At 71.2% G+C, this 19,439-nt stretch carries 15 protein-coding genes and 1 pseudogene; 4 read left to right on the top strand and 12 right to left on the bottom strand.

The genetic code is table 11. From position 1 onward, the window contains the following. Positions 1–267 precede the first annotated feature (267 nt). From ACQP1K_RS16825 to ACQP1K_RS16835, 3 genes are all read left to right on the top strand, one after another. On the top strand, positions 268–1,743 hold the full coding sequence (locus tag ACQP1K_RS16825; RefSeq protein WP_433496661.1) for a hypothetical protein: 1,476 nt from the start codon (positions 268–270) through the stop codon (positions 1,741–1,743). Positions 1,744–1,763: 20 nt separating this feature from the next. Next, entirely contained in the window at positions 1,764–2,537 is a 774-nt protein-coding gene (locus ACQP1K_RS16830; protein ID WP_433496662.1) for an SDR family oxidoreductase, read from the top strand. Between the two features lie 65 nt (positions 2,538–2,602). After that, positions 2,603–3,508, top strand: coding sequence for a helix-turn-helix domain-containing protein (locus ACQP1K_RS16835; RefSeq protein WP_433496663.1), 906 nt, complete (start codon positions 2,603–2,605; stop codon positions 3,506–3,508). Here the strand turns inward: ACQP1K_RS16835 and ACQP1K_RS16840 are convergent. The 3 genes and pseudogenes from ACQP1K_RS16840 to ACQP1K_RS16850 all read right to left on the bottom strand — a co-directional run. Further along, positions 3,460–4,689: pseudogene (locus ACQP1K_RS16840) on the bottom strand (MFS transporter); the annotation flags it as partial. The gene ACQP1K_RS16835 and the pseudogene ACQP1K_RS16840 overlap by 49 nt on opposite strands. Next, a complete protein-coding gene (locus ACQP1K_RS16845; RefSeq protein ID WP_433496664.1) occupies positions 4,689–5,516 on the bottom strand; it encodes an alpha/beta fold hydrolase in 828 nt (275 codons plus the stop codon). The gene ACQP1K_RS16845 and the pseudogene ACQP1K_RS16840, both read right to left, overlap by 1 nt. Then, a complete protein-coding gene (locus ACQP1K_RS16850) occupies positions 5,506–8,739 on the bottom strand; it encodes a non-ribosomal peptide synthetase (RefSeq protein WP_433496665.1) in 3,234 nt (1,077 codons plus the stop codon). The genes ACQP1K_RS16845 and ACQP1K_RS16850 overlap by 11 nt, the downstream gene beginning before the upstream one ends. Before the next feature lie 207 nt (positions 8,740–8,946). Here ACQP1K_RS16850 and ACQP1K_RS16855 point away from each other — a divergent pair, with 207 nt between their 5' ends. Beyond that, positions 8,947–10,458, top strand: coding sequence for a hypothetical protein (locus tag ACQP1K_RS16855; protein WP_433496666.1), 1,512 nt, complete (start codon positions 8,947–8,949; stop codon positions 10,456–10,458). Between the two features lie 106 nt (positions 10,459–10,564). On the opposite strand, the gene ACQP1K_RS16860 is transcribed toward ACQP1K_RS16855, so the two are convergent. The 9 genes from ACQP1K_RS16860 to ACQP1K_RS16900 form a co-directional block, all read right to left on the bottom strand. Beyond that, on the bottom strand, positions 10,565–11,569 hold the full coding sequence (locus ACQP1K_RS16860; RefSeq protein ID WP_433496667.1) for an acyl-CoA dehydrogenase family protein: 1,005 nt from the start codon (positions 11,567–11,569) through the stop codon (positions 10,565–10,567). Between the two features lie 5 nt (positions 11,570–11,574). Next, complete coding sequence (locus tag ACQP1K_RS16865; RefSeq protein ID WP_433496668.1) at positions 11,575–12,732, bottom strand: acyl-CoA dehydrogenase family protein; 1,158 nt, start codon at positions 12,730–12,732, stop codon at positions 11,575–11,577. Between the two features lie 68 nt (positions 12,733–12,800). Next, positions 12,801–13,601, bottom strand: a complete 801-nt coding sequence (locus ACQP1K_RS16870) for a thioesterase II family protein (protein WP_433496669.1) — start codon at positions 13,599–13,601, stop codon at positions 12,801–12,803. Beyond that, positions 13,598–14,860 carry a cytochrome P450 gene (locus ACQP1K_RS16875; protein WP_433496670.1) on the bottom strand — a complete coding sequence of 421 codons (1,263 nt, stop codon included), beginning with the start codon at positions 14,858–14,860 and terminating at the stop codon, positions 13,598–13,600. The genes ACQP1K_RS16870 and ACQP1K_RS16875 overlap by 4 nt, the downstream gene beginning before the upstream one ends. A 362-nt stretch (positions 14,861–15,222) precedes the next feature. After that, the gene (locus ACQP1K_RS16880; protein ID WP_433501563.1) at positions 15,223–16,026 is read right to left on the bottom strand and encodes a sulfotransferase family protein; all 804 of its coding nucleotides are present in this window, start codon (positions 16,024–16,026) and stop codon (positions 15,223–15,225) included. Beyond that, positions 15,951–16,847 (bottom strand): RimK family alpha-L-glutamate ligase, encoded by an 897-nt coding sequence (locus tag ACQP1K_RS16885; RefSeq protein WP_433496671.1) that lies wholly within the window; start codon positions 16,845–16,847, stop codon positions 15,951–15,953. Before ACQP1K_RS16885 ends, ACQP1K_RS16880 begins: the two co-directional genes overlap by 76 nt. 46 nt (positions 16,848–16,893) lie before the next feature. Then, positions 16,894–17,913 carry a BtrH N-terminal domain-containing protein gene (locus ACQP1K_RS16890; protein ID WP_433496672.1) on the bottom strand — a complete coding sequence of 340 codons (1,020 nt, stop codon included), beginning with the start codon at positions 17,911–17,913 and terminating at the stop codon, positions 16,894–16,896. Further along, the gene (locus ACQP1K_RS16895; protein ID WP_433496673.1) at positions 17,910–18,575 is read right to left on the bottom strand and encodes a hypothetical protein; all 666 of its coding nucleotides are present in this window, start codon (positions 18,573–18,575) and stop codon (positions 17,910–17,912) included. Before ACQP1K_RS16895 ends, ACQP1K_RS16890 begins: the two co-directional genes overlap by 4 nt. Before the next feature lie 11 nt (positions 18,576–18,586). After that, on the bottom strand, positions 18,587–19,339 hold the full coding sequence (locus ACQP1K_RS16900; protein WP_433496674.1) for a 2OG-Fe dioxygenase family protein: 753 nt from the start codon (positions 19,337–19,339) through the stop codon (positions 18,587–18,589). Between the last annotated feature and the right edge of the window lie 100 nt (positions 19,340–19,439).

Here is a 19,439-nt window from a genome sequence, read left to right on the forward strand (position 1 = left end):
CGAACGGCGGCAGCTCCAGAGAAGCTAGCACGCGCTCAAGAAGGTAATCAACGCATCCGAAGTGAAATCGTCAAAGCACTCTCGGTATACGGCGAAGACGGCAACGCAGGCATTTCGCGATCCATGACGCCGGGTCTGGACAGATCATCAACATCTGTGATTGGCTGACCCGCATGTAAATCGAGGACGCGCCAGTCCCGATTATCCGAACTCTGATACCTCTGACCTGCGGTGTCGATTTGGCATACCGTTCTGTGAAGGGTTTCGATGCGTACTACGTTATTGGATGACCTGCGGCAAGCCCTCCCCGAACAGGATGTGCCGGCGGTCGAAGAGTGCGCCACCAAGCTCCACAACAGCTTGCCCCGGCCCGGCGATCTCCCCTCGAACACGGTGATGGTCGCCTACGGCGGCGGCAAGGACAGCGCGTACGCGGTCGCTTTCATGCGCGCGGTCCACCTCGCGCTCGCCGAACGCCACGGCGCGACATTCCGGCTCCGCGTGGTCACCATGCGGCACGGCGGCATGCCCTACCAGGTCATGCACAACATCGACCGCACCTATCAGGCGCTCGGCCTCTACGGTGACCCCGATGCGGAGCTGCTGCTCATCGAGGGCGACCAGGTCAGGCCCTTCGAGCGGGACCGCGGCATGCCCCACCGGCTCATCGAGTTCAATCGGGTCGACATCCTGATGTCCGGTCACCGCACCTACGGCGACGGCCGCGCGACCTTCTGCAACGCCTGCAACGTGAACGTGGCCAACTCCTTCGGTGTGGCGGCCCGGCACGGCGGGGGCGTGGACCTGATCATCACCGGGGACTCGCCGCAGGAGCAGCGGGACTACGCCCTGTGGATCCGGCAGCTCGCCCGCGGCGCCAAATTGAAGCCCGCCGACAGCCGGAAGGGTTTCAAAGGCACCCTGGAGACCATCGACGGCCTGGCACGCGGCTACTTCGAGGAGATCCATGGCGCGAAGAACGCGGAGCGGGTGCGGGAGCGCGGGGTCGACCACGACATCTCCGAGCGGCTGGAGTTCTTCTCCATCTACGACTACACCAGCTACGCCTCGGGAGCGCACTGGAGCCTGCTGACGGACTTCCTCGGCTTCGTCTTCGACGAGATCGCCTTCAACTTCACCGAGTCCGACTGCGCCAACCCCGCGCTCATGGCACATCTACGCGGGCTGCGCACCGAGCACGTGTACAAGCGCGGCTACGACGAGGGCATCGCCCAGTACGCCGACTTCGCGCTGGAGCTGATGCGTCGCAAGCACTTCCCCGAGCATCTCGTCGAACAGATGCGGCAGCGTTACGCCACCGAGGTCGGGATCAAGTCGATGCGCGAGGCCGCGACCCGGTACGGCGAGGACGCGTTCAACCTGACCACCTCGCACCTGGTGTGCATGGTGTACTCACCCTTCGCCGGACAGGCCGAGAACCTGCACGACTACCTCGCCGGGGAGCATCCCGAGCTGCTTCCCGACGAAGACCGGATCCGCGCGCTGCTGGCGGGCGGCGAGGAGGACCGCGAGCTGGCCGCCCGCCTGGAGTGGATCAGCGGCCTGAGCATCACCGACCTGCGTGCCCTGTACGACGGCCCGCTGTGGTCGCCGTTCACCGAGTCCCCGGAGCTGCCCGGGCTGCTGCCGAAGATCATGAGCAGCGACCCGCACCAGAAGCGCATCAAGGTCAAGCGCAACCCCCAGGGCGACCAGGTCATGGACCGGGTCGCGGGCCGCTAGCCGATCGGCGCGACACGCCCATGGATCTGGGACTTTCCGGGCGCACGGCGCTCGTGTGCTCCTCGACGGGCGGGCTGGGCGAGGCGATCGCCCGGACGCTGGCGGCTGAGGGGGCCAGGACGGTGGTCTGCGGACGGCGCGGGGAGCTGGCCAGGCGGATCGCCGCCCGGCTGCCCGCCGCAGCGGGCGTCGAGGTGGATCTGCTGGCCGAGGACGGCCCGGCCCGGCTGCTGGAGGCGACGGTCGCCGCCTTCGGCCCGCCTGACGTGCTCGTGCTCAACGGGCCCGGCCCCAAGCCGGGTCCGGCGAGCGGCCTCGGCCTGGCCGAGGTGGACGCCGCGCTGGACGCCACGCTGCGTCAGCAGCTGCGCCTGGTGGCACTGGCGCTGCCGGCGATGCGGGAACGGGGCTGGGGCCGCATTCTCGCGGTCGGGTCCAGTGGGATCGCCGCTCCGATCCCCGATCTGGCGCTCTCCAACCTGGGCCGCGCCGCCCTGGCCGGCTATCTCAAAACCCTGGCAGCCGAGGTCGCGGCGGACGGGGTGACGGTGAACCTCCTGCTGCCCGGCCGGATCGAGACCGAGCGCACCACCGCGATCGACACCGCCAACGCCGAGCGCACCGGCCGCAGCGTCGCCGAGGTGCGGCGGGCCTCGCTCGCGGCCATTCCGGCGGGTCGCTACGGCCGGCCGGCGGAGTTCGCGGCGGCCGCCGCCTTCCTGTGCAGCGCGCAGGCCTCCTATATAACGGGGACGGCGATGCGCTGCGACGGCGGCTACGTCCGCAGCCTGTGACGCGGCCGGCGGCGGAAGGCGCATCGCGTTCATCGGAAATGCCGCATTTTTGATAAAATTCGGTCATGCCCACGGTCAGGAGCCGGGAGGTCACCGCCTGGCGGCCTCCCGTATGCGGAATCAGAGAAGTGCTTCATGCGCGGATAACCGATCACGTCTATCCGATGCACACGCATACGGCGTGGACGCTCCTCATCGTCGACGACGGCATTGTTCGTTTCGATGTGGACCGCCACGAACACAGCGCGCTGGACCAGCTCGTCACACTTCTCCCGCCACAGGTCGCGCACAACGGCGATTCGGTTTCCCCGCACGGGTTCCGGAAACGGGTGGTCTATCTGGATCCCGTATTACTGGGCGACGAACTCATCGGCGCCGCCGCCACCAGACCGGTGATCGTGGACCCGAAACTGCGGAATCGGATCCACCTGCTGCACGTCGCCCTGAACCAGGACGGCGAGGCTCTGGAGGCCGAGAGCCGGCTGGGGTTCGTCGCGGAACGCCTGCGCGAACACCTGACGGGCACCCCGCGCGGATCGCGCCGGCCGTCTTCGGGGATCGCCCGGCGGCTCCGCGACCTGATCGACGCCCGGCTGGTGGAGGGCCTGACCCTGGCGGAGGCGTCGGAACTGCTGCAAACGCACGCCACACAACTCGTCCGCTCGTTCACCAGGGAATTCGGCCTGGCCCCGCACCAGTACCTGACGAGCCGCCGGGTGGACCGGGCGCGGCAACTGCTGCTGGAGGGCATGCCACCGGGACTCGTCGCGGCGGCCACCGGCTTCTACGACCAGTCGCACTTCGCCCGCCACTTCCGGAACACGCTGGGAACCAGTCCGGGCCGTTACGCACGCTCGGTCTCCGGCACGGCTTCCGTCTCCGGCATCGACCGCAAGCGGCTGAGCGGCGAGAGCAGCACCCCGCACAGGACGAAGACCACCGAGCCGGCGGTCGACGCCCACAGGGTCTGATGCACCCCGATGCCGCCCGCGAGCAGCCCCGCGAGCAGGCCGCCGAGCGCGCCGAGCCCGAACATCACGGCACGCACCGCCGCGTTCATCCGCCCGAGGAGGACGGGCGGCGTGACGTTCTGCCGGATGCTGATGATCAGGATGTTGACGATCGTCAGTCCCAGCGGCCCGAGGAACCACGCGATCGTGAACAGCGTGTCCGCCAGGAGATCCGGCCCGGCCGCTGCCGGCAGGAGCAGCATCGGCACGAACGCCACGACCAGCGCCCAGGCGTAGACACGCCCGAGGGGCAGCCGCCGGGTCAGCCGCCGGCACACGATGCCGCCGATGATCCCGCCGCAGGCGCCGACGGAGAAGATCAGGCCCAGCACCGAGGCCGGGACGTTCCGATCACGCACGGCGTACAGGATGAACATCGGCTGCGTCGCGGAGAGGAAGAAGTTCGCCGAGCCTCCGACCAACGCGATCCACCGCACCAGGCGGTTGCCCGCGACGAACCTCAGTCCCTGCACCAGCTCGGCGGTGATCCGCCGTCCGGGCGCGGCCGGAGCCGGCGGCTCCTCCTTGGCGCGGATCAGCAGCAGCGAGATCACCGAGCCGAGGTACGTCCCGGCGTTGACCGCCATCGCGACCGGTGCCGTCAGCAGGTTCACCAGCGATCCCGCCAGGCCGGGCCCGACCGCGTCCGCGCTCGCCGAGGTGGTGGCCAGCTTGGAGTTGGCGTCGACCAGGTAGTCGGGGTCGCGGATCAGCGTGGGAACGAACGACATCCAGCTGATGTCGAAGAGCACAGCGCCGATGCCCACACCGAAGGTGATCACCAGCAGCCACGTCATGTCCAGCCGGCCGAGCCAGGCCAGCAGCGGCACCAGCCCGATCAGCACCAGGCGGAGGGTGTTCGCCCCGATCATCGCCGTACGCCGGCGATGGCGGTCGACCCAGACCCCGAACAGCGGCCCGAGCAGCAGGTACGGAATCATCTGCAGGAACCGCAGGACACCGAGCTCCTCGGGCTGCGCGTCCAGGGTGATCACCGCGGTCAGCGGCAGCGCCAGCACGGTGATCTGGGCGCCGAACAGCGAGAAGGTCTCCCCGGACCAGAAGGTGAGGAAGTCCCGGTTGCGCCAGAGGCTCGGCCTGGCGGCGGTGCCGTCCGCGGACGCCGAGGTCCGCGCGGTCATCACCGCACTCCTTCCGGTCGCATGGACGACACCTCGCGCAGCGTCTCCCGTACGGCCGCGCCCAGCGCCGTCAGGCCGGCTCCACGCCACATCGAGAAGTGGTCGCCGGGCACGGTGACCGTGCGCACGTCCTGCGCCACGTCCGTCCATCGCAGCGGCCCGCGCGGCGAGCCGGCACTCTCGACGACCAGCACCGGCCCGGGGTAGCCGGGCTCGGGCACGTACCCGTGCAGTGCCTCGACGTTGCGCCGGAAGACCTCGAACCGGCGGCCCAGTGTCTCGGCGTCCAGATCCTCGGGGATCAGACCGGCGCTGCGCAGGAGACGCCAGGCGTCCTCGGCCGGCGCGCCCGCCGGCCACGCGCGCAACGCGTCGGCCACGGCCTGCACGGCCCGGCCCTCCCCCGCCTCCCTGACCAGGTTGACGGCGAACCCGGCCAGCATCGCCTCCCTCGGCGGCACCGGTTCCGCGTGGTGCATCAGCGCGTCGACCAGCACCACGAGCGCCACCGGACACCCCCTGGTCAGCAGCCGGTGGGCCATCTCCCAGGCGACCGAGCCGCCCATCGACCAGCCGAGCAGGCACACCTCCCGCCCCGCGCGATCGTCGTCGACCGCGCGGGCGTAGTCGTCCGCGAGCCGGCGCAGATCGGTGGGCGGCAGGCCGTCGCCGTCGTAGCCGGGCGCCTCGATGCCCACCACCGGCCGGTCGCCGAGCAGCCCGGCCAGCGGCAGGTAGGTGTAGGCGGAACCGGAGGCGGAGTGCACGCAGTACAGCGGCGGCGCTTTGCCGCCGCCGCCGAACGGCAGCAGCAGGTCAGCGGACACGGCCGGTCTCCGCACCGGCGTCCGCCCGCTTCGCGGACTTCGCCGCCACCAGCCGGTCCACCTCCGCCGCGACCGAACGCGCCGTGGCGTCGGCGAACATCGTCCGCAGCCGGATCTTCACCCCGAACTCCTTGCCGAGGCGGCTGACCACGCGCATCGCCTGCAGCGAGTTGCCGCCGACCGCGAAGAAGGCCGCCGTCGCGCTCACCCGCTCCACCTCGAGCACCTCGGCGTAGATGCGGGCGATCACCTCCTCCGTACGGCCCTGCGGGGCGACGTAGTCCTCCTCGGGGTCGGCGTCCTCCGGGTCCGGCAGGGCCTTGCGGTCCACCTTCCGCGCCGTGGTCAGCGGCAGGCTGTCCAGCGCCACCCACGCGGTCGGGATCATGTACTCGGGCAGCCGCTCGGCCAGGTACGCACGCAGCTCGGCCGCGTCCGGGACCCGGTCGGCGGCCGGCGACGTATAGCCGACCAGGCGGTTCTCACCCCGCCGGTCCGGCCGCAGCGTCACCGCGCCGACGCCGACGTCGGGATGCGACATCAGCGCGGACTCGATCTCCTCCAGCTCGATCCGCAGTCCCCGCAGCTTCACCTGGCCGTCGCCGCGGCCGAGGAACTCCAGCTGGTAGTCCCGGTTCCACCGGACGAGGTCGCCGCTGCGGTAGACCCGGCCGCCGGGACGGAACGGGTCCTCGACGAACGCCTCGGCCGTCAGATCCGGCCGGTTGAGGTACCCGCGTGCCAGGCCCTCCTCGCCGCCGATCAGCAGCTCTCCCGGGACACCGCGTGGCACGAGCCGCCCGGCCTTGTCGACCACGTACATGCGCCGGTCGGTGAACGGCGTGCCGATCGGCGGCGCGCTGCGGGCCGGCTCGTGCGGGCACTCGTAGGAAGTGCAGCCGACGGCGGCCTCGGTGGGCCCGTAGCAGTTGATCAGCCGGCGTCCCGGCAGGTTCCACTTGGCGACCATCTCGGCGGGCACCGCCTCGCCGCCCGCCATGATCTTCCGCAACCGCGGGTACGGCCCGCCCTCGACCAGCGCCAGCATCGCCGGCGACATGCAGATGTAGGTGACCTCCCGCGCCCGCATGAGCGCCGCGAGCGCGTCGGGCGAGGCGCCGGTCTCCTTGTCGACCAGGACCAGGCTCGCCCCGGCGGTGAGACCGGCGAAGATCTCACCCTGGGACATGTCGAAGGCCAGCGCGGCCAGCTGGAGCATCCGGTCGTCCGGCCGGAGGTCGAACACCCGCCGGTAGGAGGCGATGAACGACTGCAGTGCCCGGTGCTCGATGAGCACCCCCTTGGGCTTGCCGGTCGAGCCGGAGGTGTAGATCACGTAGGCCAGCGAGTCGCGGCCGGCCTCCTCGTCCCACGCCTCGCAGCCGACTCCCGCCTTGGCGATCGCCTCCCGCTCCCGGTCGACCTCGATGACCGACCAGCTCTCCGAGTCCGGTATGCCGTCCCGCACCCGGCTCTGCGTCAGCACCAGGGGCGCCGCGGTGTCCCTGAGTATGTACTCCAGCCTGCTCGCGGGATGCGAGGGGTCCAGGATCGCGTACGCCGCTCCGGTCTTCAGCACGCCGAGCAGCGTGACGAGCGCGTCGAGGTCGCGCTCCATGGCCACCGCGACGACCTGTCCGTGCCGCACCCCGCGGCCGCGCAGGAACGCGGCGAGCTCGAACGCCCGCTGCTCCAGCTCCCGGTAGGTCAGGCTGTCGTCCTCGTACATCGCGGCGACGTGGTCGGGCTGCTCCAGCGCGCGCCGGGCGATCGCCGCGTGCACCGGCTCGTCGGCGTGGGTGAGCATCTCGCCGGTACCCGCGGCGAGCAGCTCCTCGATCTCCGCGTCGTCGAGCAGCGCCAGCTCCGACACCCGCAGGGAGGGCTCGGCGCAGGCCGCCCTGAGCACCTGTGCCAGGTGGCGGGCCAGCGCCTCGATCCGCCAGTCGTCGAAAAGGTCGAGGGCGTACTCCGCGAGCAGCCGCAGCGTGCCGGCCGACTCGGCGAAGGTCAGCGCGAGATCGAAGCGCGCACCGAGCGACGGCATCTCGACGGGTTCTGTGGTCAGTCCCGGCAGGTCCAGCCCGGTGCCGCCGGTCTGCTCTGTCAGGAACTGGACGGAGACGCCGAACAGGGGGTTGCGGCCGGGGTCGCGATGCGGCCGGAGGCGGTCGACGACGCGTTCGAAGGGCACGTCCTGGTTGTCGTAGGCGTCCAGCAGGGTGTCGGAGACCCGGGCCAGCAGCTCCTGGAAGGTGGGGTCGTCCTGGAGGCCGGTGCGGAGCACCACCATGTTGGTGAAGTACCCGACGACCTGTTCGAGTTCCGGGTCGGTCCGGCCGAGCGTCGCGGTGCCGAACGAGACGTCCTCCTCGCCGGTGTACCGCCCCAGGACGACGGCCAGCGCGGCGGCCAGGACCATGAACAGCGACACGCCCTCGGCCGCGGCGAGCGCGCGCGCCGCCGCGAGCAGCTCCGGCGGCAGGTCGGCGCTCGACGTGCCGGCGGCGAAGCTGGGCTCGGCGGGGCGAGGCCGGTCGGCCGGCAGCTCCAGCGGAACGACGCCGTCCAGCCGCTGCCGCCAGTATTCGAGCTGCTCCTCCAGCTCGCCGCCGTCGAGGGCGGCGCGCTGCTCGGCGGCGAAGTCGGCGAAGCGCACCGGCGCCGGCTCGTCCGCCGCCGTGCCGCCCGGCTCGCTCTCCGGCGCGTCGGCGCGGAGCGCTGCGGCGTAGGTGTCCTGGAGCTGCCGCAGCATCAGGCTGGTCGACCACCCGTCGGTGACGATGTGGTGGAAGACGAGCGACAGCACGTGCTCCTGCGCCGAGAGGCGGAACAGCTTGAACCGGTACAACGGCCCGCCCACCAGGTCGAAGGACCCGGAGACGTGCTCGCGCAGCTCCTCCGAGAGCCGGGCCTCGCGTGCCTCGGGGCTCTCCTCGTCCAGCAGGCCGACCGGCAGGTCCACGGCCGACGGCGGGGCGAACACCATTCCGGGCGTCCCGTCGAGCGTGCGCACGGTCCCGCGCAGCGACTCGTGCCGGCGTACCAGCTCGGTGAGGGCGACGCCCAGCGCCCGGGAGTCCAGCGGGCCGTTAATCCGGTGGGCGACCGCGACGTTGTACGTCGCGAGCCCGGGCGCCATCTGCTCCAGAAACCAGAGCTGCTCCTGTCCGACCGACAGGGGAACCTGCCCCGACGCCTTCGAAACCTGATCAACGACCACTGTGCGAGCTCCAAACCGGTACGACCTCGGGCACTCCTGTCGGCCCTGCCCGCTCTACCGTGCCGACTCCCGGCGGCCACGTCTTGTACGTTCTTGACGCGCACCGCGCCGGATCCCCGCGCCTGCCCCGACGTTTCACCGGCAGTCATGTCGTAAGACGCTCTAACATGCCTGCGTAAACTCGAAGGCACCCGTGTGGAGACGAACATGACGAGTAAGGTCCTGGTGATCGGCACGCCGGTCGACGACCTGCACGAGCGGCGGCTGAGGGCCGTCGCGGCCGCCGGCGAGAGGCTCGGTGCGCTCACCGGCTCCCCGGCGCCGAAACCCTCCGCCCCCGTCGTCGAGCTGCTGCGGGCGCTGGCGTCCGCCGGTCGGATCGCGGTGAGCGCCGCCGACGACGACACCGGGCCGTGGACGCTCTCCTACGTGCCTTCGCCGGCCGCGCTGGCGGGCGTGGTCTCGGGTTCCGCGCCCTCCTGGGGAGCCCGGGTGGACGCCAAGCAGCGGAAGACGCCGCGCCGGACCCGGGGCGCCGAGTTCCGGCTGCCCTTCGCCGATCCCGCGACCGGCGCGGCGAGCGGCGGCTTCCTCAGCACCTTCACCACCGACTGGTCGCCGTTCACCGCGGCCTGCGCCGTCGTGGTCCACCCGGACCACGAGGCGCTGGCGGGGACCCGGGTGCGGCCGCGCCCCTACTTCAGCGGCCGGTTCGTCCGCCACCCGCTGCACGGCGACCTGCTGCCCGTCTGGGTGGCGGACTGGGCCAAGCCCGAGTTCGGCACCGGTGCGGTCATCGTCAACCCGGCGCACTCGGTCGCCGACCTCGAGTTCGCGCACGCCATCGGGCTGCCGATCCGTTTCGGCCTCGGCGAGCACGAGCCCGGCGCCGACCCGGAGAGCTGGCTGACGCCACCGGTCATCAAGACCGGCGTGGCCGTACGGGCCGGCCGGCACGACGGCCTGACCCCGGAGGAGACCATGCAGGCCTACCTCGCCGACCTGGTGGCCGCCGGGCACGGGGAGGCGGCCGAGTCCGTCTCGCTCGGCCGGGCGCCGCTCGCCGTGCTGCACCCCGACCCGGCCGGCGAGGTGCGCTGGGCGCCCGCGCTGCGGGCCAGGAGCCTCACCGAGGCCGCGGACGGAATCGCCGCCGTGCCCGTGTCGATCGAGCCGACGCCGCTGCTCACCGCGGTGGCCGAGTACGCGGCGGGCGCGGCGACGCTGGTCTCCTCATCGGAGGCGATCGCGGCCGATCTGCTGTGGCTGCGCCTGCTGACGCTCGACGTCGAGGTCGAGAACCCGCCGGTCGCGGTGCTGCCGGTGGCCCGGGTCGGCTCGGCGCAGGGCGTGGAGCCCGAGTGGCTGGACGCCTCCCTGCTGGTGGCGGGGCGGATGGAGGAGACCGTGTCGGTCAAGGCCCAGCTGGGCGAGCAGATCGGGCGAATCGCCGGTGATCACGTGACGGCCGCCGCGGCCTCCGGAGAACCGGAGTCCACGGCGTCCAAGGCCGCCGTGAAGATCTGTGCGGCGCTCTCCGCCGCCGACTTCCCCGGCGCCTTCGGCTTGGCCGCCACCACCGCCAAGACGGTCCGGCGCGGGGGCGCGATCGGCGAATCGGAGCGCAACGCGTTCCTCGCCGCCCTGCACGTGCTCTTCGGGCTCCCGCTGCCCGAGAACTTCTCCGCCGCGGCACTGAACGGCTCGCTCGGCAAGTGAGCGCCCGGCGCGGCGGCGGAATCGCTCGCCCCGCCCACGACGGCCGTGCCGGGGTCCCGGGCCCCGGCACAATGTCGCCGCGCGGACCGGCGCGGCGTCGAGGCGGTCAGGTGGCGGATGCCGCCTCCAGCCACAGGCCGGCCGGCGTGCCCAGGCGGACGGATTCCACGGCTATCGCCCGGTAGGCGGTCGCGGTCGTCGAATGCGCCAGCATTCCCCGTACGCCGTGCAGCTGGAGCGCGGTACGACTGGCCAGGCGCGCGTGTTCGGCCGCGACGGCCAGGACAGCCGCCGTGGAGCACCGTTCGCCGCGGTCGATCTTCCATGCCGCTTCGTGCAGGACCAGTCGCCAGCCGACCGCCTCGCCCATCAGCGTGGCGAGCCGATGCGCGACCGTCTGGTGCCGTACGAGCGGCTTGCCGGACTGCACGCGCGTGTTGACATGTGCCCGAGCCACGTCCGAGATCCGGCCGGCCATGCCGAGCAGCAGCGCCGCCTGGCGGATCCTCGCCGCCGCGAGGGCACGCTCCCAGTGTTCCGTGCTCACCGTCAGGGGCCGGGCCGCGGCTCCGCCGAACCGCAACCGCGAGGCGGGCGTGCCGAAGTGATCGATGGACTCGACGGAGCAGGTGCCGCTCTCCGGCACCACCAGGTGCCACCCGGCGGTGCCGTCGTCGCGTACGGCCCGTGCCACGCACAGCCCTATGTCGCCGCGAGGCAGCGGCTCAGACTCGCCCCACAGCCTCCCGTCCGACGCCACCCGCGCCGTCGCGGGGCCGGGCGCGCCGGCCACCACCGCGTGCCGTGTTCCCTTGTGCAGGTCGGCGACGACCTCCGCGAGGTCTTCCGTGGGCATGTCGTCGCCGTCGAGCAGGTCGAGTGCGAAGGCGGTCGCGCGGTAACAGCCGAGCGGTTCCAGTCCGTACCCCAGGCGTTCGTTCACCACGATGTCGGCGGTGAGCCCCAGCGCGAGGCCGCCGAAGCGTTCCGGTGCGCTGAGTGTGGGCACGCCGATGGTCGCCAGCTGGGCGTACGGCTCGCCGGTGCGGGTCAGCACCGCGTCCACCGCGTCCCGCAGACGCTCCTGAAGCGGATCGAGTCGCAGGTCCATGGCGGTCAGTCCCCCGTACGGCCGTTGTCGAATACGTGCGCGCTGCTCGCTATGTCGAGCATCACCTCGGAGGCGCCGCCGGAGATCGTCATTCCGGGCGCCTCCCGGAACGCCGCCTCGAGCACGCGATCGCCCACGCCGGGTCCCGGCTCCAGCAGTTCGAGCCCGAGCGTGTCGGAGGCCCACCACGCGATCCGCTGGGCGGTCTCGCTGCAGTGCCATTTCGCGAACGACGACTCGGCGATGTCGGCGTTGCCCTCCTGCAGGTTCTGCATGACCTGGCAGCTCAGCAGCCTGCTGGCCGCGATCCTCGTCCGGTGACGCGCCAGGTCGGCGCCGACGAGGCCGCTCGGCGGGCCGTCGCGGGTGAGGCGCTCGGCGGCAATGTCCAGCCAGTGCCTCCCCCGCGCGTAGTAGTCCAGCCCGGTGCGTTCGGCGGCGAACATCTGCGTGATCAGCGACCACCCCGCGCCGACCCTGCCGAACAGCGCGTCCTCGTCCACGTGCACGTCGGTGAACCAGATGTCGTGGAACTGCTCGTCGGCCAGGCTGGGGAGGGGGCGGATGACCACACCGGGTGCGTCCAGCGGCACCAGGAACAGGCTGATCCCCTCGTACCGGCTGCCCTGCGGATCGGTGCGCACCGCGCAGAGCGCCAGGTCGGCGTAGGCGCTCTTGAGGTTGTAGGTCTTGCGTCCGTTGATGACCCATCCGGCGCCGTCGCGCACCGCCGTCGTGGTGATGCCCGCCAGGTCGGACCCGTGCTCCGGCTCCGTGAACAGGATGCACGCCGTGACGTCCGTGGCGGCCATCGCCGGCAGCAGGGTCCTGCGCTGCCGCTCGCTGCCCGCCGCCAGGATCAGCGAGCCGACGTTCTGCACCGAGATGCAGTACAGATTCTGCGGTATGCCGTAGGCGACGAGTTTCTCCAGCAGCGCCACGGTCGCGGTGAAATCGGCGGCCCTGCCGCCGTACTCGACCGGCCACGAGGGCGCGAGGATGCCCGCGCCGCCGAGGTGCCGGTACAGCTCGCGGACGTCGCCGTCCATCCCGTCCTGCCGTTCGAGGACGTCACGCAGCAGCCGCGCGGTCCGTGGCGCCCTCAGGACCTCGTCGACCTCGGCCGCGAACTCGACGGTCTCCGGTGGGACATCGAAATCCATTGTCGGGAGCTCCTCGTCGGTAGTCTGCCTGGTTCAGCGGATCGCCGTGCCCGGCGCCCCGGACGGTCTCAGGAATGCTCCACGGCATCGGCGGAGCGGGGCGTCCCCCGGGCCTCCCGATTCGCCGCGTGGACGGCCCGCACGATCTCGGCCCGGTTCTCGGTGAGGAAGAAGTGCCCGCCCGGCAACACGGTGAGCTCGAATCTCCCCGAGGTGTGGTCCGCCCAGGGCCGCATCGCCTCCGGTGACACCTCGGGGTCGCCGTCCCCGCACCACGCGGAGATCGGGCACGACAGCGGCGGTCCCGGGCGGTACCGGTAGCGCTCGATCATCGCGAAGTCCGCCCGGATCATGGGCATGAGCACGTCCAGCAGGTCGTCGTGATCGAAGATCGCCTCGTCGGCGGCGCCGTACTCGCGCAACATCTGGACGAACTCGGGGCGGGGCAGGTCGCTGACGGGGGCCGGCGGTCGGACGATCGTCGGCGTGGGGCGACCGGTCACGAACAGGTGCCGGGCCGGACGGCCGAGGACGCTGAGCCGCCGGGCGACCTCGTAGGCGAGGATGGCGCCCATGCTGTGCCCGAACAGCAGGATCTCGGTCGGCTCGCGCGCGATCACGCCGGCGATCTCGTCGGCGAGCGGATGCATGTCGGTCGCCGGCGGCTCGCTCATCCTGGCGCCGCGGCCGGGCAGCTGCACCGGCACCAGTTCGATCGGTCCGGTGAAGTATCGCTTCCAGTCGGTGTAGTAGTTCGAGGAGCCACCCGCGAAGGGAAAGCAGTACAGACTGTGGCTCGCGGCGGCGGAGCGGAGCCGGTGGTCGAACCACGACCTCGTGTCGCCGCGGCGGATCGGGTGGCCGCTCACCGCACGGCCGCTTTCCGTGGCGTCAGCCGCAGCGGCATTCTCTTGTAGCCCGACACGAAGTGCGAGGCGACGTGCTCGATGTCACCGGCGATCTCGACGGTCTCCACCAGGTCGAGCAGCTCGTCGAGGAAGATCTTCAGGCTCGCCTTGGCCAGGCCGGCGCCGATGCAGTAGTGCGGTCCCACGCCGAAGGCGACGTGCCGGTTCGGATTCCGCGTGACGTCGAACGTGTAGGGGTCCTTGAAGACCCGCTTGTCGCGGTTGGCCGCGCCGAGCCACGCGGTGACCGGTTCTCCGGCCCGGATGGTCTGCCCCTGCAGCTCGACGTCCCGGACGGCGTAACGCATCAGCGCCGTGACCGGTGAAGCCCAGCGCAGGACCTCCTGAAGGCACGTCGGGCGGAGGTCGGGATTCTCGCGCACCGCCTGGAACTTCTCGGGGTACTGGGCCATCAGCGTGAACAGGGTGCCCAGCGCGTGCGGCATGGTGACGTTGGCGCCGATGAGCAGCACGAAGCCGTTCAGCACCGCCTGCCGCTCCGACAGCGGTCCCTCGGTCAGGTCCATCGCCCGGAGCACGCCGATGACGTCGGGGTCGGTGTCGTCGCGGGAACGGCGCGCGAACTCGTCGCGAAAATGCTCGAACAACTCGTGCCGGGCCTGGCGGACGGTCGCCTGCGCGCTGCCGACGGAGTAGGACGGGTCGTCGTACGCGATCGTCATCATGACCAGCTCGGACAGCCGCTCCCACGACTCGGGGGGCAGGCCCATGATCTCGGCGGAGACGGCCATCGGGAACATCCTCGCCGGCTTTGCCATGTCGTACACGTCGCCGGCTTCGAGCGCGGTCAGGATCGTCCGCCGCGCCAGCTTCCGGATGGACCCCTCCTGCCGGGCGATCACGGCCGGGCTGAACGCCTTGTTCAGCGGTTCCCTGAACTCACGGTGTCTCGGCGGATCGGTGTCGGCCAGCATGTCGTCGGTCGCGATGTCCGGCGTGTTGAGGTCGAGCACGCAGAGGATCGTGCCGCGCCGGGAGGAGAACTCCGTGTGGCTGCGCAGGACCCGGCTGACGTCCTCGTGGCGGGTCACCACCCAGAACGGCTCCCGCCCGCGGCCGGGGTCCGCCCGGTAGACCGGCCGGTTGTCGCGCAGGTGCGCCCACAGCGCGTGCATGTCCGTGGAGGCGTGGAAAGCGGAGTCGAGCAGATCGGGATCCTGGAACCGCACGGGACAGAACGGCGGCGTAGAGATGATCATCAACCGTGCCTCTCGGATTCGATGAACCTGAGCGCAGCCTTCACGTGCGTCGATCCGGCGTCCCCATCGGGACTCCGCCCCCGGGCATGGACGGCGGTGCGGTCCACGCGGGCGGTCGTGAACCGGTCGGCGTCCGTTCGCCCACCGCGGCGTCGTCACGCGTCCGACGGGACCGGGCGCCGGGAAGGACGGCCCACACCTGGCAGAGCTGCGAGCTGCCACCGGAGCCGGTCACTTCGAACATTCCTCTCCGTCGTCTCGACATGGCCGCCAGGATGTTGTTTTTGCTGATTTTTATCGCTGAGGCAACAGTAATCGAGGAGTCTACGAGAGGCAACCGGTCAGACCCTACAAAGACGGCCTCAGGCGAGCCGTACTCGCCGCTGCCGCAGGTACTCGTAGAACGGCAGATGGTGCTCGTAGAAGCCGCGCAGCAGGTGATCGGTGTCGATCGTCCGGTCGTAGTTCGTCCTCCGTCGTCGCACCGTCGAGCTGGCGCCGACGTCGACGTGCCAGGGGGCGGACTGGCGCCATTCCGGCCTGTCCCCCGGCCGCCAGCTCAGCATGCCGGCGTCGAAGGGCAGGCCGGCCGCCGCGCAGTACGCCCGCGCGGTTCGCTCCGGGTGGTCGACGAAGTCGTCCGAGTCGAGGACCACCGCGTCGCCGCCGGCGTCGAGCACCGCCAGGTAGATCCGGTGGAGATACTCGACGCCGACCTCGTGGACGGCCATGTCCGGTTTCATCGCGGCGAACGACGGAATGATCTCCCGCGGATCCCGCAGCAGGAACGCGTGCCGTGTGCTCCGCAGGAAATCCGGGCGTTCGAACACGACGTCGTACCGGCAGTCGGTGGTGTCCTTGAAGAACACCGTCCGCCGCTCGGAGAGTTCGAGCATGACGTCGATCAGGCGATCGGCGGAATCCAGCACGAGGCCGTCGACCTCGGTGCTCCCGTCGTTCGCGATGTTGCAGAACGGCTCATGCAGGCAGAGCAGGTCGCGGCGTTCCAGCATCATCCGGAAGAAGACCGTGGAGCGGGAGCGGGGCGCGCTCCACAGGGCGAGCGGCGAACGCCGGCCGGTGGTCGTGCCTATCGCTGCGACACCTCCCGATGGCCGCCGGCTTCCAGCGACTCGATCTCGGCGACCGCCCAGTCGGCGATGAATCCCGCGACGTCGGCTCCTGTCGCGTCGATGGCGCCGTGGAACTCGGGCGTGTGGTTGACCTCGTTCGCGTACATCCGCCCCTCCCGGTCGATCAGGAGGTCGACGCCGAGGAAGCCGCCCCCGACCGCGTGCGCCGCCGCCACGGCGAGCTCGGTCAGCTCCGGCGTGATCGGGCAGGGCGTCGCCGCGCCCCCGATGGCGGTGTTGGTCCGCCAGTCGCCGACCGCGTTCTTGTAGATGGCGCACACCACGCGATCGCCCGCGACGTAGGACTTGATGTCACGGCCGGGCTTGTCGATGTGCTCCTGCAGGAAGAACACGTGCTGCTGCGGATTCGGCAGGGCGGCCCGGTGCTCGAGGATGGCCCTGCCCTGTTCGTCGTCATGGACCCGTGCCGTCAGGTGGCCCCACGAACCGGTCACCGGCTTGACGACCACCGGGTGGCCGAGCTTGGCCATGGCGTCCAGCGCGGACGGGACGCCCCAGGCGGCCGCCGCCCGCGGGATCGGCAGCCCGGCGGCGTGGAACGCCAGCGCGGTGCGGAGCTTGTCGCCGCAGACGTCCAGCACCCCCAGGCGGTTGAGGGTGGGGACGCCGAGCGCGCCGAAGGTCGCCGCGACCGACGTGGCGCGGCTGTGGCTGACCTCCCGCATCAGCGCGGCGCGGTAGGGCGGCCGGCCGTCGGCGAGCAGCACCGTCAGCTTCCGCGGATCGACATGTTCGCAGCGCACGCCTCGTCGCTCGAACGACTCCAGGATGAGCCGCTCCTCACGGCGGATCCGCGACGCGACGACGGCTATCGGCATGCCGGTTCTGTCCACGATTCCCCTTCTCGATCCACACTGTGGCCGGGACCGCCGGCCGTGATCAGGCCCGGCGGGAGACCGCGTCGGCCGCGAGCTCGAGCCGGTCGAGCGCCACCTCCAGGCGTCGGACGAGCTCGGTGCCGTGCCCGCGCAGTTCGTCGTACCGGTGCCGGCCCCACACCCGCGCGTGCGCGCCCGTCATGCGCACCCCGGTCCAGCCGTGCGCGACCGCGTCCACGCCGGCCGCGGCCTCCGCGAGTTCGTGAATCCCCCATCGCGTCCCCTCCCGGCGCAGGAACTCCGCGTGCAGGCCGGCCTGCGCCTGGATGTTCCAGCTGATCACGTACAGCTCGCTCAGCGCCTCGGCGGCGCCGGGACCGGGCGTCAGCGCGTACAACTCGTCGAGATAGCGGCGCAGGCCCGCCACCCCCGTCTGCGTTTCGCCGGCGGCGCCCTGCCGGAATCGGGCGAGGTTGTCCCGGATCACATGCCCGAGCCAGCCGAGGCCGGGCTCCGGTACGGGTCCCCGCATGAGGGCGCGCAGCCAGCGCCGGCCGCTCGGGCTGGCGCTGAAGAACACGTCGGCGTCGTCGGCCGGGTTGAGCGAACCCCAGCTCGCCAGGAAGTCGGCGATGGGGATCGCGCCCTGGAAGGCGGGCGGCTGCGCGTCGGAGACGAACACCTCTGTGCCGGTGATGTCGTACACCACCAGCAGATGGGCGGCGTGCACGTCGTGGAAGGCGGGACGGAACGGCAGCCAGTAGTTGTCCACGGCGGCGATGGGCAGCACGCCCTCCGCCAGCGCGTGGCGTAACTCGTCCAGGCCGCCTTCCCCGCTGCGATGCCAGGTCGACTCGAACGGATGGAAGAGCGCGAGCCGTCCGGCGAGCGAGTCGGGTTCGGCGAAGAAGTAGTACTCCTCCGAGGTCCAGGAGCCGGGACGGCGGCGGAACTCCCACGGCGCGCCGAGCACGGTGACCGGGTCGTGGCCGTCGCGCAGCAGCACGGTCGCCAGGGTCGCGTGCAGGCAGCTTCCCAGGTCGCGGGTCCACAGCCGGATCGCCTGCGCGGTCTCGCTCATGCCGTCGCCCCGTCCGCCCGCCGTACGTCCATCCCGGTCAGCAGCGTGACGGCGAAGACGTGCAACGCGACCGATCGCGGCAGCCGCAGCGCCAGCGCGCGGCCGTGACGCGGCATCCCGACCCTGGACAGCCACATCGTGGTGGGCAGGCCGTGCTGCACGTGGTGCGGGTAGTGCATCCGGGTGGTCCGGAACCCGGGCAGTTCGCCGAACACCGGCGTGCCGTCCAGGAAGTCCGAGACCCCCACCCGCAGCGGATCGGCGTACCCGTCCTCGTAGTACGCCCAGAGCGTGTCCTCGCTGCGCCGTTCCGAGGCGGCGAGCAGATAGATCCAGTCGTACCTGGCGGGTGGGATGTCGATGATCTGCCCCTCGCACCGCACGTTGTCGCCCTCCGCGTGCGCGTTCGCCCACAGGAAGGGGATGCCGGCCACCTCGGCGAGCGTGCCGGGCGCGGGGAGCTCCTCGGCGGGGAAGGAGTTTCCCCACGCGTTCAACCGCCCACGGCCGAGATCGGCGACGCCGGTGATGGCCCGGTTGTTGAGCAGGTCGTCGATGCCGACCAGGAGGAACTCCGGAGACGACGTCGTGGCCCGCACGCTGCGCACGGGCCGGCCGTCCGTCACGGGGAGGGACGCCGGGCGCGTTGACAACTGGCTCATCGAACCTCCGGTCACTGCAGTGAGCGGTACGTGCGCCCCGCCGCACGGGCGGGGTCGGGCACCGTGTTGAAGTCGAGGATCATGGTGTCCCGCCAGCCGGGGCCGCTCGGATCCATCGCGCGGATCTCGCTGACGGCGTGCTCCATCGTGGTGTCGCTGAGCACCAGGACCTCCAGCGGCTCGGTCATGGTCACCGAGTAGCGCGCCTCCGGCTCACCACGCTGGAAGACCTGGTTCTCCCCGCCGACGCAGTGGTGGCGTCCGATCAGATAGATCAACACGTACGAGTGACCATCCGAGTGCCGGCCCTCCGGCGCGGGTTCCGAGACCTCGTGCGGGTCGGCGATCACCCGGATGAAGTGGACGCCGAGCTCCCAGTCGCGTACTCCGGCGACCTCGTTGACGAATGCCACGGACTCTCGCAGTATGTGGAGGAATCCGGGGCTCGCGAGCGTCGCGTCGGTCAGGGGCTCGAACACGCGCAACTGGTCGCCGAACACCCGGTTGACCGTTTTCTTCTGGAAGAACTCCGAGCCGCTCAACGGCTCGAGCGTGCCGTCGCGGTGCGCGAGCACCCTGCAGTATCGGCGATTGCGGCGGCACCGCGCCGAGCCCAGGTAGGCGTCCGGGACCAGGTCGTCCCAGGACGACGCGAACCGCTGCCAGTCGTGTCCCTCGGCATACGGGCGCAGGCGGCCGTGCGCCCAGCCGCGCTCGGCGAAGTCGTCGGCGCGCAGACCGCCGAGCATCGATTTTTCGATCATCTCCGCACCCTCACCCGGACGTCCGAGTGCGTCCGAGCGGGTACGGCTCCCGGCGGCCGGCCGCGGCGGCACACCTGGTTGCCCAGTCGGATTCATCCAT

The sequence above is a fragment of the Sphaerimonospora sp. CA-214678 genome, from assembly GCF_050942215.1.
GTDB lineage: Bacteria > Actinomycetota > Actinomycetes > Streptosporangiales > Streptosporangiaceae > Sphaerimonospora.

Coding starts and splice junctions, on each gene's coding strand:
- ACQP1K_RS16830 (WP_433496662.1), top strand. CDS start 1,764: ATGGATCTGGGACTTTCCGGGCGCACGGCGCTCGTGTGCTCCTCGACG.
- ACQP1K_RS16895 (WP_433496673.1), bottom strand. CDS start 18,575: ATGAGCCAGTTGTCAACGCGCCCGGCGTCCCTCCCCGTGACGGACGGC.
- ACQP1K_RS16825 (WP_433496661.1), top strand. CDS start 268: ATGCGTACTACGTTATTGGATGACCTGCGGCAAGCCCTCCCCGAACAG.
- ACQP1K_RS16855 (WP_433496666.1), top strand. CDS start 8,947: ATGACGAGTAAGGTCCTGGTGATCGGCACGCCGGTCGACGACCTGCAC.
- ACQP1K_RS16900 (WP_433496674.1), bottom strand. CDS start 19,339: ATGATCGAAAAATCGATGCTCGGCGGTCTGCGCGCCGACGACTTCGCC.
- ACQP1K_RS16835 (WP_433496663.1), top strand. CDS start 2,603: ATGCCCACGGTCAGGAGCCGGGAGGTCACCGCCTGGCGGCCTCCCGTA.
- ACQP1K_RS16865 (WP_433496668.1), bottom strand. CDS start 12,732: ATGGATTTCGATGTCCCACCGGAGACCGTCGAGTTCGCGGCCGAGGTC.
- ACQP1K_RS16860 (WP_433496667.1), bottom strand. CDS start 11,569: ATGGACCTGCGACTCGATCCGCTTCAGGAGCGTCTGCGGGACGCGGTG.
- ACQP1K_RS16890 (WP_433496672.1), bottom strand. CDS start 17,913: ATGAGCGAGACCGCGCAGGCGATCCGGCTGTGGACCCGCGACCTGGGA.
- ACQP1K_RS16875 (WP_433496670.1), bottom strand. CDS start 14,860: ATGATCATCTCTACGCCGCCGTTCTGTCCCGTGCGGTTCCAGGATCCC.